Origin of the sequence: Kribbella kalugense (assembly GCF_004365875.1) — a bacterium.
Classification (GTDB): Bacteria; Actinomycetota; Actinomycetes; order Propionibacteriales; family Kribbellaceae; genus Kribbella; species Kribbella kalugense.
The window spans coordinates 187,882-201,593 of sequence record NZ_SODF01000001.1 but is presented as its reverse complement, the minus strand read 5'-3'; the positions used below and the strand labels follow the sequence as shown (position 1 = coordinate 201,593).

The 13,712-nt window shown below is 67.3% G+C and carries 17 protein-coding genes; 4 read left to right on the top strand and 13 right to left on the bottom strand.

Translation table 11 applies throughout. The features are described 5' to 3' along the window. Nucleotides 1-91 precede the first annotated feature (91 nt). Nucleotides 92-409 carry a MerR family transcriptional regulator gene (locus tag EV650_RS00970; protein WP_134114369.1) on the top strand — a complete coding sequence of 106 codons (318 nt, stop codon included), beginning with the start codon at nt 92-94 and terminating at the stop codon, nt 407-409. A gap of 71 nt (nt 410-480) precedes the next feature. Further along, nucleotides 481-1,173, top strand: a complete 693-nt coding sequence (locus EV650_RS00965; protein ID WP_134114367.1) for a GAF and ANTAR domain-containing protein — start codon at nt 481-483, stop codon at nt 1,171-1,173. A 146-nt stretch (nt 1,174-1,319) separates the two neighbouring features. On the opposite strand, the gene EV650_RS00960 is transcribed toward EV650_RS00965, so the two are convergent. From EV650_RS00960 to EV650_RS40840, 3 genes are all read right to left on the bottom strand, one after another. Beyond that, nucleotides 1,320-1,859 (bottom strand): hypothetical protein, encoded by a 540-nt coding sequence (locus EV650_RS00960; RefSeq protein ID WP_134114365.1) that lies wholly within the window; start codon nt 1,857-1,859, stop codon nt 1,320-1,322. 127 nt (nt 1,860-1,986) lie between these two features. Further along, the gene (locus tag EV650_RS41295; protein WP_255511907.1) at nt 1,987-2,115 is read right to left on the bottom strand and encodes a hypothetical protein; all 129 of its coding nucleotides are present in this window, start codon (nt 2,113-2,115) and stop codon (nt 1,987-1,989) included. 13 nt (nt 2,116-2,128) lie between these two features. Beyond that, complete coding sequence (locus EV650_RS40840; protein WP_238173951.1) at nt 2,129-2,245, bottom strand: DUF2974 domain-containing protein; 117 nt, start codon at nt 2,243-2,245, stop codon at nt 2,129-2,131. Nucleotide 2,246: 1 nt separating this feature from the next. On the opposite strand from EV650_RS40840, the gene EV650_RS00950 reads away from it, so the two are divergent. Further along, nucleotides 2,247-2,552, top strand: coding sequence for an FCD domain-containing protein (locus tag EV650_RS00950; RefSeq protein ID WP_202874286.1), 306 nt, complete (start codon nt 2,247-2,249; stop codon nt 2,550-2,552). A gap of 179 nt (nt 2,553-2,731) precedes the next feature. Here the strand turns inward: EV650_RS00950 and EV650_RS00945 are convergent, their stop codons facing one another. Then, complete coding sequence (locus EV650_RS00945; RefSeq protein WP_134114363.1) at nt 2,732-3,289, bottom strand: TetR/AcrR family transcriptional regulator; 558 nt, start codon at nt 3,287-3,289, stop codon at nt 2,732-2,734. Between the two features lie 68 nt (nt 3,290-3,357). Here EV650_RS00945 and EV650_RS00940 point away from each other — a divergent pair, with 68 nt between their 5' ends. After that, a complete protein-coding gene (locus EV650_RS00940) occupies nt 3,358-3,690 on the top strand; it encodes an EthD domain-containing protein (protein WP_134114361.1) in 333 nt (110 codons plus the stop codon). A gap of 22 nt (nt 3,691-3,712) precedes the next feature. Here EV650_RS00940 and EV650_RS00935 read toward each other — a convergent pair whose 3' ends face one another. Genes EV650_RS00935 through EV650_RS00895 form a run of 9 tightly spaced genes read right to left on the bottom strand, consistent with a single transcriptional unit; the run spans nt 3,713 to nt 13,609 of the window. Continuing rightward, on the bottom strand, nt 3,713-5,182 hold the full coding sequence (locus EV650_RS00935) for a bifunctional 3-(3-hydroxy-phenyl)propionate/3-hydroxycinnamic acid hydroxylase (protein ID WP_134114359.1): 1,470 nt from the start codon (nt 5,180-5,182) through the stop codon (nt 3,713-3,715). After that, nucleotides 5,175-6,185: a nuclear transport factor 2 family protein gene (locus EV650_RS00930; protein WP_134114357.1), complete on the bottom strand. Its 1,011-nt coding sequence runs from the start codon at nt 6,183-6,185 to the stop codon at nt 5,175-5,177. Before EV650_RS00930 ends, EV650_RS00935 begins: the two co-directional genes overlap by 8 nt. Continuing rightward, a complete protein-coding gene (locus tag EV650_RS00925; RefSeq protein WP_134114355.1) occupies nt 6,182-7,384 on the bottom strand; it encodes a VOC family protein in 1,203 nt (400 codons plus the stop codon). The genes EV650_RS00930 and EV650_RS00925 overlap by 4 nt, the downstream gene beginning before the upstream one ends. Further along, nucleotides 7,381-8,268, bottom strand: coding sequence for a fumarylacetoacetate hydrolase family protein (locus tag EV650_RS00920; RefSeq protein WP_134114353.1), 888 nt, complete (start codon nt 8,266-8,268; stop codon nt 7,381-7,383). Before EV650_RS00920 ends, EV650_RS00925 begins: the two co-directional genes overlap by 4 nt. Continuing rightward, complete coding sequence (locus EV650_RS00915; protein WP_134114351.1) at nt 8,265-9,356, bottom strand: ABC transporter ATP-binding protein; 1,092 nt, start codon at nt 9,354-9,356, stop codon at nt 8,265-8,267. The genes EV650_RS00920 and EV650_RS00915 overlap by 4 nt, the downstream gene beginning before the upstream one ends. Next, on the bottom strand, nt 9,353-10,315 hold the full coding sequence (locus tag EV650_RS00910; RefSeq protein WP_134114349.1) for an ABC transporter ATP-binding protein: 963 nt from the start codon (nt 10,313-10,315) through the stop codon (nt 9,353-9,355). The genes EV650_RS00915 and EV650_RS00910 overlap by 4 nt, the downstream gene beginning before the upstream one ends. After that, nucleotides 10,312-11,145, bottom strand: a complete 834-nt coding sequence (locus EV650_RS00905; RefSeq protein WP_134114347.1) for an ABC transporter permease — start codon at nt 11,143-11,145, stop codon at nt 10,312-10,314. The genes EV650_RS00910 and EV650_RS00905 overlap by 4 nt, the downstream gene beginning before the upstream one ends. Continuing rightward, the gene (locus EV650_RS00900; protein WP_134114345.1) at nt 11,142-12,110 is read right to left on the bottom strand and encodes an ABC transporter permease; all 969 of its coding nucleotides are present in this window, start codon (nt 12,108-12,110) and stop codon (nt 11,142-11,144) included. The genes EV650_RS00905 and EV650_RS00900 overlap by 4 nt, the downstream gene beginning before the upstream one ends. A 2-nt stretch (nt 12,111-12,112) precedes the next feature. Further along, nucleotides 12,113-13,609 carry an ABC transporter substrate-binding protein gene (locus EV650_RS00895; RefSeq protein WP_166677974.1) on the bottom strand — a complete coding sequence of 499 codons (1,497 nt, stop codon included), beginning with the start codon at nt 13,607-13,609 and terminating at the stop codon, nt 12,113-12,115. Nucleotides 13,610-13,712 lie beyond the last annotated feature (103 nt).

Sequence of the window (13,712 nt, the reverse complement as noted above, 5' to 3'; positions counted from 1 at the left end):
ACGTAGACAGCTAACAACCCTGAGCGCGGTGTGCCTGCACCGGGCTTCTGCACGGAGGCTCGATGACCCCAGACCTACACGGAGATTTTCGATGAGTTCTGACCGGGCAACCGGGCCGGACAGTTTCGACGACGACGACTACCCCGCCTTCACCATGGGTCGGGCGGCGGACATGCTCGGCACTACGCCGGGGTTCCTGCGCAGCCTGGACGAGGCGAAGCTGATCACCCCGCAGCGTTCCGAGGGTGGTCATCGCCGGTACTCGCGTTATCAGCTGCGTCTGGCCTCGAGGGCCCGTGAACTCGTAGACCAAGGCACCGCACTCGAGGCGGCCTGCCGCATCATCATCTTGGAAGATCAGCTCGCAGAAGCGCTGCGTATCAATGAACAGATGCGAGGCGAGAGCTAGCACCACGGCATCGGCGGGGTTCGGCCGCCCGGGGTGCGTCCACCACACCTGCATCCCGCTTGGAGACCGAGATGGCCCTGCTAGACCCCGCCGAGGCATTCAGCGCCGGCACGTTCGCGCAGTTCGCGGTCGAGCTGCACGACGCTCCCGGAGTGGACGAGACGCTGGACGCGGTGGTGCAGTTCGCGATCAAGGCAGAGAACTGCACGTATGCCGGCGTCGCGCTGGCAGTCCGCGGTGGCCGCGCGGAGATCGGGGCGATCACCGACCCGGTCGTGGAGACGATGTACCGGGTCCAGATCGACGCCGGTGAGGGCCCGATGCTGGCGGCCTTGTCCGGCGACATGATCGCCGTTCCCGACGTAGCAACCGACGGCCGCTGGCTGCGCTGGCAGACCGCGGCCGTGGAAGCCCGGATCGGAAGCGTGCTGCATGTCCCGATGAGGGTCAGCGACCGCATTACCGGCGTGCTGTCGCTGTACAACACCCAGCCGAACGCGTTCACCGTCGACGACGAAGCGATCGCGCACATCCTGGCCCGGCATGCCTCGGTAGCGGTCGCCACGGCCCGGCACGAAGTATCGATGAACCACGCGGTGGACGCCCGCAAACTGGTCGGACAGGCGATGGGAATCCTGATGGAACGCTTCGATATGAACGGCGATCAGGCGTTCGCGGTCCTACGGCGCTACTCCCAAGACACCAACACCAAACTCCGCGACGTCGCCCAACAACTGGTAGAAACCCGCAAACTCCCCCGCTGACCCACCTCGGGGCCTCTGCCGAGGACTCAGCGGCTCCGTCTGACTCCCAGCACGGCCACGACCAGCCCGATCACGATCATCCGTCACCGGTAGATCGTGCCATCGGCGGTTCCTCCAAGGCGGCCTGCGAGGCCGCACGGGCCGAATCAGTAGCCGGAGTTGCTCGAGGAGTTGTTCGACGCCTGGGTGGTGATCTTCTGGCCGTTCGCGCCGACGACCCACCAGATCCCGCCGACGGCCTGACCGTTCGCGTCACCGGCCTTGGCGTCGTTGGCGTAGTAGTACAGCGGCCACCCCGCGAGAGTCACCTGCTTGGTGCCGTCCGTACGGGTCACCGTCCCCACCAACGAGGCGCTGATCCCACTGACCTGCGGCGTACCCGCGCCGGCCAGCAGCGGCGGCCACGCCGTCGCGCACGCACCGTCGCAGTTCGACTTCGACGGTTTGGCGGTGTCCACGTCGTAGATGTACAACGTACGACCGGTGCCGTCGACAACTACCTTGCCCAGGTTCCCGACCGTGGCAAGGGACAGCTTGGCCGGCGCGGCCGGAGTCGCCACCGACGGACTGGGGGTGGTTTGCGAGGGAGTGTTCTGGGGCGTGGCGGCGCTGGCGCCACCCCCGCACGCTGTCAGGGTCGACAGTCCGAGCACAGCCGTACCAACCACCAAGGCGATGCGCCTCATGGGAGTTTCTCCTTGATCTATTGAGCTTTCGATACCCTTTGCACGGCCGATTCGCCCGCCGGGTTCACCGCCAGGAGCAGGATTCCGGCTGCCCCCCCAACGCGGGGTTACTGCTACCTGGTACCGATCAGCGAATCGAGCTGATTGCTGAGCGGATGACGGCGGTTGACGCCCCACGCTGCGACGCCCACAGCTGCTCGGCCTCGGCCCGCGGCAGGTCGCTGGCGAAGTTGCGCACGAAAACGTCCTCGTTCACGTACAGCTCAGCTTCACCCGCCGTACGAGTGACCGACCAGCACGATCGGTCCGTTGGTCGACTTGAGGAAGTCATGGACGTACTCGGCATCGGTGGTCAGGTTCTCGACCGGGTTGGCGACCGCCCGCACGGTGTCCGACGACCTCGAGCGCCTCGACCAGACGAACATCGACATCGCCGCCGCCAGCCACAACGAGCTCCTCACCGGCATCATGCTCGCCCTGTCCCGCAGCATCTACGACGCCACCGACAACCAGGGCTTCGTCGACGACGCCGTCCGCGAGACCACCCTCCGCGCCCACCGAACCGTCACCAAGGCCATCCGCGACCAGGACCCCGCAGCCGCCGCCCGCCGCATGAGCCGCCACGTCCACACCTACGCCGAAGCCGTCCTCGAAGTAGAAGACCGAACCACCGTCACCGTCCCCGAGCCCTGACCACCTACTCGACCACCCGCTCGACCACCCCACTCGAAGGCGCCGCCGGGCCTGGTGAGGTCAGCCGAGCGCCGAGTGCGATCGAGAGGTGAATTCGAGGATCTGGCGTGTCAGCCAGGCCGGTCGCTCCTCGGGAATCCAGTGGCCGCACCGGTCCGCGACGGCGATGAGCGGTCAAGTCAGGTTGTTTTCAAGGCGTTGATCAGGCGTGCGTTCGCCTGCGCCGGCGTCATCCCCCAGTTCCACTCCTTCTTGTGCAACCGCAAGGAAACGAGTCCGTGCCAGACGGTCCACAGTAGGAGGGCTGCCGAGAACGGATCGTCGGCATCGACGGCCGTGGCCAGTTCGACGATGCGATTTTGCAGACGTGGACCGTACTCGGCGCGGGTCTCAGGTAGCGGATCGGCGCTCTCGAAGAGCAGTTGATAGGCACCAGGGTGGCTCAAACCCCAGGCCACATAGGCCTGGCCGGCCACTTCCAGGGCATCCGCGTCAGATGGCCGATCGTCGAGCGCCCGTTCGATCGACCCGACCATGTCGGAGTACTCCGCATCGAGCACCGCCGACCGCAGGTCTGCCTCCGAGGGGAAGTGCCAGTACACAGCCGACGGCGCGACCTCGCAGGCACGGGCGATCGAGCGCAGCGACGGTACGGCGACTGCCTGCGGCTCGGCGAGCAACTCGATCGCCGTCTGGAGCAAGACGGCGCGTAGGTCACGGGACTCCTGTTTGGGCACCGCTCTATTGAACACCTGTTCATGATAATCTGTACTCCTGAACACGTGTTCAGGAGACGGAGAAGACCGTGCACACCTTGCTGACCGTGATCCGGAAGAAGCCCGAGATCGAGACTGCCGAATTCCGGCGTTTCATGAAGGACGACTACGGACCGACCTACCAGGCACTCCCCCAGACCAGGGCCTACATCCAGTACTTCCTGGCCGACCTGGCGACGGACGACGCCGAAGATCCGATCGACGCGATCGTGCAGATCAGCTTCGACTCGATCGAGCAGATGCACGAGGCCCTGCAGTCCGAGAGCTACCAGAAGGCTCACGATCTGCGTGCGGCCTACATGCGTGAGACCTCAGCGGGCATCCACTCCGCGGTGGTCGAGGAGACCAACCGACTCGTCTGATCGCCGACCACGTTGCCAGGGCCTAGCTGCACAGGCGGGATCGCAGCCTGTTGACGAGCTGCTCGAGCTCGGTGGCGGTTGCGGCGAAGCCGTAGGGGTGGTGGTCAGGCCGGAGTAAAGCGGCCCGCGCTCCGGCTGCGTCCAGCCAGGTGGATACGGTCGGAGCGGTTACCAGGGTGGCCGGCAATGGCTCGGCGGAAGCGACCAGGTCGGGGGCGTCGGTGATCACTGAGAATCCCTTGGGCAGCAGGTCGTCGAGGCGACTGCCCTTCACCAGCGGCTGCGGTACGACGCCGGCGGCGAGTCGGCCGGGGTCGATGAAGCCGCTCGTCACGGCCAGCATCATCGTGCTGTCCAGTGATTGCCCCCAGGCCGACCGCTCGAGCACGGCCCGGTCGCGGGCCGCCGCGAGATCCGGGTCGAGAACGCAGATCTCGCGACCCTTGGTGACCGCACGTCCGATCACCTCGCGCACCTGCGGCTCCCGCTCGGGTTGATAGGAGTCCAGTAGCGACAGGCCTGCCTCGCCGTGCAGGATCGCCCTCAGCCGCCAGGCGAGCGCTTGGACATCCCGGATGCCGTGACACATGCCCTGACCGAGGAACGGCGGCGTCTGGTGCGCCGCGTCGCCGGCGAGCATCACCCGACCCTGCCGCCATTGTTGCGCCAGGAGCGCATGAAAGCGATAAACGCTTGCCCTCAGCAACTTCACCGCCACCGGATCGACGTACGCCGACAGCAACGATTCGATGCTCTCCGGCGTCGCGATCTCCGCCGGGTCCTCCCCCGGCAGCAGCATGAACTCCCAGCGCCGATGCCGGCCAGGCCCCGGTACGACCGTGGTCGGCCGGCGTGGGTCGCAGAACATCTGCGAGGTCGCTTCCGGCAGGTCGTGCGGACCGTCCAGCAACGCATCGACGACCAACCACGGCTCGTCGAAGTCGAGGTCGTCCAGCTGGATTCCGGCCAGTTTGCGCACCGTGCTCGCGGCGCCGTCGGCACCGATCACGAAGGCCGCACGAACGGCGCCCTCGGCAACAGAGCTCTCCCAGCGGATGGCAACGTCGGCCGTATCCTCGACGACCGCCGTGACCGTCGTACCCAGCAGGACATCGACGTTCGCGTAGCGCTCGACGCCGGTGCGCAGCGTCTGCTCCAGCTCTGGCTGGTAGAAGCTGTAATGATCGGCCCACCCGTCCGCTCCGGACCCGCTCGAGCTGGACGAGAGCAGTTGGCCCTGGGCGCCGTACGTCGCCATCTGGTCGATCACCCGGCATTGCGCGGAGATCTTGTCGGCGAGGCCGATCGACTGGAAGACCCGCAGGATGCTCGCGTCGAAATGGATCGCCCGAGGGACGTCGAAGATCGTCGTCGCGCGATCGACGACCAGCGTCCGCACCCCGGCGGCGCCGAGCAGGTTGGCGGCGGTGGCGCCGACCGGTCCGTAGCCGACGACCACCACGTCGTAGTACGGCGCCTCCAGGTCAGGCATCTGTCACCTCGCGCTCGACCATGCCGTACAGCGGGTCTTCCGGGCCCAGGCGGCCGAAGGCGATCTTGGACTGGTCGGGGTAGCGATCCCAGAAGCGTTCCGCGCCGGGCTCGGTCCGCGACCAGTCGAAGACCACCTGCCGGTGAGCGATCGCCCATCGGCCGTTCCTCCTGGCGAAGCGATCCAGGTAGCGGCCGGAGATGGTCGTGTCGGTTCCGCCGCCGGTCATGAAGCAAAGGTGATAGGACTCGACCGCTGCCTCGTCGCCGTCCAACTCGATCAGGACGTTGGCGATCAAGTGCACGAGCGAACTGGTCGGCGGAGTCTTGCCTGGCGCGTAGGCCGAGTGCTCCAGGATGAAATCGGCAGCCGGACCGGTGAATCCTTCGTGCTCCTCGGTCGCGCCCTCGTGGTAGCAGGACAAGGCCAGCGCGTGGTCGCGCCGATCGCCGGCCCGCGCCCGGCGGTACAGGACCTCGGTGATCTCCTGCTTCGCGATCAGGTCGGCGAGCTCCATGGGAGTCCTCTCCTTGAGGTCGACGACGCTCGTAGCGCCGGGTGATCGAGTCGGATCAGTAGCAGCGGCGGTCCGCGACCAGTCGTAGACGACGGTCCGGTCGGCGATCAGCCACTGCCCGTCCACCTTGCGCACCTTGTCCAGGTAGCGACCGGCGATGAGGTTGTCGGACGGTCCGGTCTGTACGCCATGGCGGTGATACGCGAGGTGGTAGCTCTCCACCAGGGCAACGTCGTCGTCGACGAAATCCACCAGCACGTTGCCGATCATGTGCTTCTGCGGTCCGTTGTCCGGGTCGCGATAGCTGGTGGCCGCCATCCGTTCGATGAACGTCCGGGCACTTTCCCTGCCGCTGCCGTGGTCGTCGGTGCTGTCGTCGGTGTGGCAGGCCAGCATCGCCTCCGGATCGCGCCGGTCGCTGGCCGTGGCCCGCCGGGCGAGCAGTTCCTGGATCTCGCGCCGGTCCCGCAGCCGATCGCCGCTCATCCCCACGGCCCCATGAAGATCTCGCCGCCGAACACGTCCACCGGCGCATCGATCGTCTGCGGCCACGACGACGCCGGACCGACCATCGATGGCGGTACGCCGTCATCCGCGCCGGGCGGGAGTTGCCGCTGGTGGAAGTAGAGCTGCATCAGGTTGCCGTCCGGGTCGCGCAGGTGGGTGACATGAGAGAAACCTGGGACCAGTTCGGCCGGTACGTCGACCTCGGCGTACCCGCAGTCCGTCAGATAAGCCACCGCATCCAGCAACTGCCGGTGGTTGGCCACCTGGAAGCCGACACCGAAGACACTCGTCCCAGCGGGGAGCCCGACCCGCTCTCGCACCTCCGGGGCATACAGCGCGAGCGCGTGGTGACCGCTGTTGCAGGACAGCATCGCGAAGTCGACCCCGTCGTGAGTGGCGCGACTACGGACCTGGAAGCCGAAGAGGTCCCGGTAGAACCCGAGCGATTCGTCGAGGTCGTCGACGACGATCGAGAACGGCCCGAGCCCGACGACCTTGAACGGCCTGGCGAGCAGTACGCCGTCCACGGCGTACCCCTCCTCCTCGGCCTGGGGCCGGAACCCGGTACCTAGCTCGCCCGCCGGCCGCCCTTCCACCTCGGCGAACTCGGACGGGATCGGCAGATCGGGGAACGTCCGGTGCCGGAGGCTGTCCCAGTACGTTCGCGGTTTGCTCAGTGCGTCCCAGCCGACCTGCTCCATCCCGAAGGTCAGCTCGTCGGTGTACCCGTTCGGGTCCAGGACGTAGGTATGCCAGTTCGAGCCCGGCATGTCCCGACCGGAGCGAAGGATGCGTTGCTTCTCGCCGCCCAGGTAGTCGACCGCTCCCGCCACCTCGGCCAGGTTGCCGACCTGCCAGGAGAGCTGGTTGATCGTGACCGACGCGTGTTCGGGATCGATCAGCGACCAGAGTTGCCGATGCATGAGCACGAACTGGTGATGGTCGGCGCCGTACCGCAGGAAGTGCATCTCCCTGGCGCCTTCGGCGGTGAGGTGTTCGCCGTCCGGGTCGAGCCGGTTCGCAAGGTTCTCGGAGCTGTCGGTACTCCGCAGGCCCAGATGGTCGCGATAGCACTTGAGCATTGCCGGGGCATCGACGGTGTTCAGCCCGATGTGCGAGACCCGGCGGATCTGGAACGGTCGCGGCAGCCGGACGCCGCCTACGTCGTACGTGGTCATCGAACACCTGCCGGCCAGGGCTCGGTGCTTGCGGGCGGCTCCACCACGCCGTGGCTCAGTACGCCGACGCCGTCGATCGCGATCGAGACCCGGTCGCCCGCGGACAGGAACAGGGGTGGGTCCTGGCGGGCGCCGACGCCTCCCGGCGTACCGAGGGCGATGATGTCGCCCGGCTGGAGTTCGGTGATCGCGGACAGGTAGCTCACGACGTACCGGATGCCCCAGATCGCCGCACCGACCGGGCTGGACTGCACTTGCCGGCCGTTGATCGTGGTCTCCAACTGACGGTTGTCCACATCCGGTACGTCGTCCGCGGTGGCGATCCACGGTCCGAGGGCCCCGCTGCGGGAGAAGTTCTTGCCGACGGTGATCTGGGTCGTGTGGCGTTGCCAGTCCCGCACCGATCCGTCGTTGAAGCAGGTGTAGCCGGCGATGTAGTCGACGGCCTCCGCCTCGCTGACCAGATGTGCCCGGCGGCCGATGACGACGGCCAGCTCGCCCTCGTAGTCCAGCCGGTCGGAGAACCAGGGCTTGTGGACATCGCCACCGTGACCGACCAAAGACTGGCCGTTGCGGATGAAGAACGGTGGATAGTCAGGCCGGTTGAAGTTGCCCTCGCGCAGGTGTTCCTCGTAGTTCGCGGCCGCCGCCCAAAAGGTGGCCCCCGGATCGATCGGCGGCAACCAGGTCACGTCGGCCGCGGGGATCACCGGCGGTCGTTCGGACAGCCCGGCCAGGATCTGATCACGGTTGGCCGGCCAGTCGGACCAGAGGTCGGCCAGGTCCAGCGCCTTGACGCCGAGGTCGGTCAGGTCGATCAGATTGGACTCGAGCACCACACCCAGCCGGCGACGGTCCCCAGTAGAGAACGCAGCGATCTTCATCGTGTCTCCTTCACAGCGGTCGGCTGTTGCACAGAAAGGGCGGCGAGCATCAGCTCACCGATCTGTCCGGTACGCGGCGCGTCCGGGCGGTCGTACAGATGGCAGGCCACCCGGCGGCCGCCGGACAGCTCGGTCCAGGCCGGCCGGCGCTCGGCGCAGATCGGCATGGCCAGTGGACAACGGGTCCGGAACGAGCAGCCGGACGGCGGGTCGGCCGCCGACGGCGGCGATCCGGCGAGCACGATCCGGGTCCGGCTACGAACCGCCAGCGGATCAGGGACCGGCATCGCCGACACCAGGGCGGCGGCGTACGGATGGGCCGGTGCGGTCACGACCTGCTCGGTCGGACCTTCCTCGACGAGTCGGCCGAGGTACATCACCGCGACCCGGTCGCTGATCCGGCGTACGGCGTTGAGGTCGTGCGAGATGAAGAGGTACGCGACCCCTAGCCGGTCCTGCAGATCCTTCAGCAGACCGAGCACCTGAGCCTGGGTGGAGACGTCGAGTGCGGAGACCGACTCGTCGCAGACGATCAAACGAGGCCGACTGACCAACGCGCGAGCTATGGCGACGCGCTGTCGCTGGCCGCCGGAGAAGTCTGCCGGCCGGCGCTGCAGGTGGGACTCGTCCAGTCCTACCAGCCGGAGCGCCTCCGCGGCCTGCTTGCGTCGGTTGCTGCGCGACTCACCGGCGATCGCGAGCGGCTCGGCGACGATCCGCTCGATCGACCAGCGTGGGTCGAGCGCGGAGTACGGGTCCTGGAAAACCATCGCGGCGGACTGGTGCAACCGGCGCAAGGCCGCGCCGCGCAGGGTGCTCACGTCGTCGCCGGCGAACTCGACCCGGCCCGCGTCCGGCCGGTACATCCCGACCAGCATCCGGCCCACTGTCGACTTGCCGGAGCCCGATTCTCCTACCAGGCCGAGAGTTTCGCCCGGTGCGATCCGCAGATCGACACCATCCACGGCCGTGAACGTCCCGGCCGCCAGACCTTGGCGGCGAAAGACCTTCTTGATCCCGGTCGCCACCACCAGCGGCGCTGCCGCGAGCAGCGATTCGGTGCCGCCGCGTGCGTCGAGAGCCGTCATCTCGTCTCTCCTGTCTGGTCAAGACGCAGACATCGCGCGCTCCGGTCCCCCGGTAGGTCGATCAGCGGGACCGTGGCAATGTCACAAGTGCCGGCCGATGCGAGCGAACAGCGCGGCGCGAACCTGCACCCGGTCGGCCAATGCCCGGGCGCCGGCACGGATCCAGGGATGCCGCGCAACGATTCCTGGCCGACCGAGGAACATGCCAGCAACGCTTTCGTATAAGGGTGTCGCGGTGCACGGAACAACTCGTCGACACTTGCCCTCTCGACGATCTGGCCGCCGTACATGACCAGCACGTCGTCACACAGTTCGGCCACGACGCCGAGGTCGTGGGTGGCGATCATCGTCGTCATCCCGAGTCGTTCGGTGAGCTCCCGCAGTACGGAAAGAACCTGCGCCTGGGTGGTCGCATCCAAGGCCGTGGTCGGCTCGTCGGCGAACAGCACCCTGGGCCGGCCGACGAGGGCGATCGCGATCAGGACCCGTTGGCACATTCCGCCGCTGAGCTGATGCGGATAGGCACCAGCGTTGCGTTCGGGATCGGGGATGCCGACCAGCTTCAGCATCTCGATCGCCTTGGCGCGCGCCGCCCGACGGTCCAGCCGGAGGTGCCGCCGGGCGACGGCGACGATCTGCTCGCCGGCCGTGAAGGCCGGGTTCAGGCTGCGCATCGGTTCCTGGAAGATCATCGACAACTCACGGCCGCGACGACCGCCGATCGTCGCAGTGTCGATCTCGTCCGCGCCCATCCGCAGTACGCCGATCTGGACCTCTGCGCTATTGCGAGGCAGCAGGTCCATCAGAGCCAGCGCGGTGACGCTCTTACCCGAACCCGATTCGCCGACCAGGCCGGTGATCCGGTGCGGACGAAGGGTGAACGAGACGTCGCTGAGCACCGGGAGCGGTGCGCGCCCCGGCGTACGGAAGGAGACGTTCAGACCTTCGACCTGGATCATCGCTCTCCCTCCAGCAGTCGGCGCAACTGGGTCGCGAAGGCGGTGAACAGCAGCACGACGAAGACCATCGCGACCCCGGGCAGGATCGCCAGATGGCTCGCGCGGCCGAGGTAGTCGTCCGACTCGGCGATGAGCGTGCCGAGACTGGCCGACGGCGGCTGCACCCCGAGCCCGACGAAGCTGAGACTCGCCTCGCTCAGGACGGCGACCGCCATCGTGACCGACGCCTGCACGAGTACGGCAGGGAGGATCCCCGGCAGGACGTGTCCGGCCATGATCCGCCAGCGCGGCGACCCCATCGAACGGGCGGCCTCGACGTACGTCTGCGTCGACGTCGCCATCGCGCCGGCCCGGACCACCCGGTAGATCCGCGGCACAAAGACGATGCCGATGGCAATCATCGCGTTGACCAGACTTCGTCCCATCGCCCCGACGATCGCCATCGCCAGGATCAGCCCGGGCATCGTCTGCAGTACGCCGACCGCGCGCGTGATCAGGCCGTCCGCGAACCCACGCAGGTAGCCACTGAGGACACCCAGCGGTACGCCGATCACCAGCGCGACGCCTACCGCCAGCGAGGCCGCGGCCAGCGACGTACGGACTCCACTCAGGGTCCGGCTGAACAGATCCCGGCCGACTTCGTCGATCCCGAACAGGTGACTCCAGCTCGGCCCTTGCAAGGAAGGCCCGAGCGCAGTCTGGTTCGGCGGGTACGGCGCGAACGCAGGCGCGACAAGCAACAGCGCGACAATGGCTCCGAGCAGGATGACGCCGCTGAACCGGCTCCAGTTGTGAGTCCGCCCGGCCGGCAGCACTGCGACGGCGGTCATGACCGCAGCCTTGGATTGAAGTAGGTGTAGGACAGATCGACGCACAGGTTCACGACGAGGACGAAGCCACCCACGACGAGGACCACCCCTTGGATAGTGGGAATGTCGGAGTTGAGAGCCGCCGTCACCGCGAGCGATCCGATGCCCTGCATGCCGAAGACGGCCTCGACCAGCGCGGCCACTCCGATCAGGCGATCGAGCTGGAGGCCGCAGACCGTGACGACCGGAACCATCGCGTTCTTGGCACCCCACTTCGTCAGGATCGACCAGGTACTCAGGCCGGCCGCACGCGCCGTACGGACATAGTCCTCGGAGAAGACCTCCACGGCTGCCGTTCGGGTCTGCAGGAACAACTCGCAGGTTCCGGGGATCGCGAGCGCCAGCGCCGGAAGCACGAGGTGTTGCAGGTACGGCCCGAGTCCTTGCGAAGCAGGCACATACCCGTACGGCGGCAGCAGCCCTGCGCCGAGTGCGACGACGGCGACGAGCACCAGACCGACCCAGAACGGCGGCAGAGCCTGCCCGACCGAGACGAGCAGACTGGCGATCCGGTCGGCGGTCCTGCTCTTCTTGTATCCGGCCAGCATGCCCAGCGGAACAGCCACGACGATGGTGAGCAGGATCGCCGCACCGACGAGCGAGATCGTCACGGGTAGCCGGGCGGTGATCGAGTCGAGCACCGGCGTACCACCGAACAGCGACCGGCCGAGGTCGCCGCTGAGCACATCGCCGAGCCAGTGCACGTAGCGCTCCGGCACCGGCTGGTTCAGGCCGAGCTCGGCCCGCACCGCGGCGACCGACTCGGGTGTCGCCGCGTCGCCGAGGATGGCGTGGGCCGGATCGCCGGGGACCAGCAGGGACAACGCGAACGCGAACATCGTCACGACCAGCAGGACCGGGGCGATGAGCAAGGTCCGGCCCGCCAGCCGGACACCCGGCCGGCGGAGAATGGCCACGGCACTCATGGTCAGTGCACCTGGAGGCCGCGCGGGTCGATATGCAGGGGGCTGCCGACCTTCAAACCGTCGATGCCCGAGCGGACCATGTACGGCAGCTCGAGGTTGCAGATACCGATCCCGAAGGCGGTCGTGGTGAACCGCTGATTCCACTCGGCGTAGGCGGCCTTCCGCGCGGCGGCATCGACGGTGTTCGCGCCGCGAGCCGCGAGCTGGTTCAGCACCGGATCGCTGAAGTCACCAGGACTCAGCGTCGTACTCAGCTGGGCGACGAGCGACGCAGGGTCGGCGTCGCCGGTGTTGACTGTGAAGTATCCGTCCACACTGCCGCCGACATAGGTGCTGAGGAGCTGGGCGCGGGCCATCGGGTTGATCGAGATGCGTACGCCGATCTTCGAGAGCTGGCCCTGCATCGCCTGCAGGATCTTCGATCCCGGACCTGCCGAGCTGACCACGAGCTTGAGGTCGATCCCCTGTCCGTAGCCGGCCTCGGTCAGCAACTGCTTGGCGGCCGTCAGGTCAGCCTTCGGCGCGGCTCCGGTCTGCGGCTCCGGCAGTGCCTGTACTGCGGCCTGCGGCTTGCAGGCGGACTCCAGGACCTGACTGTTCAGGGCATCCCGGTCGATCGCCATCGAGATCGCCTGCCGCACTCGTACGTCGGCGAGCGGGCCGGTCTTCCGCAAGTACAGCATGTGCTGGTACGGAATCGTCGGGAAGTCCTGCTCCTTGAAGCCGGCCTTCTCCAACTGCGGGATCATGTCCCGCCGCCCCTCGACCGAACCGATGTCGATCTGCCCGCCGAGCAACGCGTTGCCCATCGACTCGGCCGTGACGAGGCTGATCTCGATCCGCTTCACCTTCTGAACCGACTTGTCCCAGTAGCCGTCGTATGCGGTGTAGACCATCCGCTGCCCGACCACCGACTCGTCACTGACCTTCCACGGACCCGCGCCGACCGGCTTGTTCGCGTACGACGGGTCGTTCAGCTTGGCGGGACTGCCCATCATGCCGACTCTGCCCGTCAGCGAACCGAGCAAGGCGCCCGCCCCGCTGGACAGGTCGATCTCGACCGTCGTCGGGTTCACCGCCTTCACCGCGGTGACGGTCGCCAACTCCAGCTTGACCACGGACTTCTTGGCAGTTCTCGCCCGCTCGAGGTTGGCCACCACGGCCGCCGCGTCGAGCTTGGCTCCGTCCTGGAACGTCACGCCGGAGCGCAAGGTGAGCGTCACCGACTTACCGCTCGGGGCGACGGCGTACGACGTGGCCAGGTCAGGGGCGAACCCGCCGGCATCGGTCCTGGTCAGGAGCGTGTCGAAGACAGGTGAGAGGTAGCCGGTCGCGAACGCGTTCGGGTTCGTCACCGGGTCGTAGTTGCTGCCGGCCTCGGTGGTCATGCCGATCTTGACGACCGAACTGGACCCGGTGGCGGCCGACGGCCCGCCGCAAGCGGCGAGAAGGAGTGTGAGAGCGGCGGCGGAGCCGGCCACGAGCGATGAGCGCTGCATTGGAGACCTCCTGGGATTGCGCCACATTAAACACAATTAACATGCTAGTTACAAGATCAGGTAGTAGATTGAACCGAAGCATGCTGACCACCGCCCAGAAGGA

Coding starts and splice junctions, on each gene's coding strand:
- EV650_RS00970 (WP_134114369.1), top strand. CDS start 92: ATGAGTTCTGACCGGGCAACCGGGCCGGACAGTTTCGACGACGACGAC.
- EV650_RS00965 (WP_134114367.1), top strand. CDS start 481: ATGGCCCTGCTAGACCCCGCCGAGGCATTCAGCGCCGGCACGTTCGCG.
- EV650_RS00960 (WP_134114365.1), bottom strand. CDS start 1,859: ATGAGGCGCATCGCCTTGGTGGTTGGTACGGCTGTGCTCGGACTGTCG.
- EV650_RS00935 (WP_134114359.1), bottom strand. CDS start 5,182: ATGCCTGACCTGGAGGCGCCGTACTACGACGTGGTGGTCGTCGGCTAC.
- EV650_RS00930 (WP_134114357.1), bottom strand. CDS start 6,185: ATGAGCGGCGATCGGCTGCGGGACCGGCGCGAGATCCAGGAACTGCTC.
- EV650_RS00925 (WP_134114355.1), bottom strand. CDS start 7,384: ATGACCACGTACGACGTAGGCGGCGTCCGGCTGCCGCGACCGTTCCAG.
- EV650_RS00920 (WP_134114353.1), bottom strand. CDS start 8,268: ATGAAGATCGCTGCGTTCTCTACTGGGGACCGTCGCCGGCTGGGTGTG.
- EV650_RS00915 (WP_134114351.1), bottom strand. CDS start 9,356: ATGACGGCTCTCGACGCACGCGGCGGCACCGAATCGCTGCTCGCGGCA.
- EV650_RS00910 (WP_134114349.1), bottom strand. CDS start 10,315: ATGATCCAGGTCGAAGGTCTGAACGTCTCCTTCCGTACGCCGGGGCGC.
- EV650_RS00905 (WP_134114347.1), bottom strand. CDS start 11,145: ATGACCGCCGTCGCAGTGCTGCCGGCCGGGCGGACTCACAACTGGAGC.
- EV650_RS00900 (WP_134114345.1), bottom strand. CDS start 12,110: ATGAGTGCCGTGGCCATTCTCCGCCGGCCGGGTGTCCGGCTGGCGGGC.
- EV650_RS00895 (WP_166677974.1), bottom strand. CDS start 13,609: ATGCAGCGCTCATCGCTCGTGGCCGGCTCCGCCGCCGCTCTCACACTC.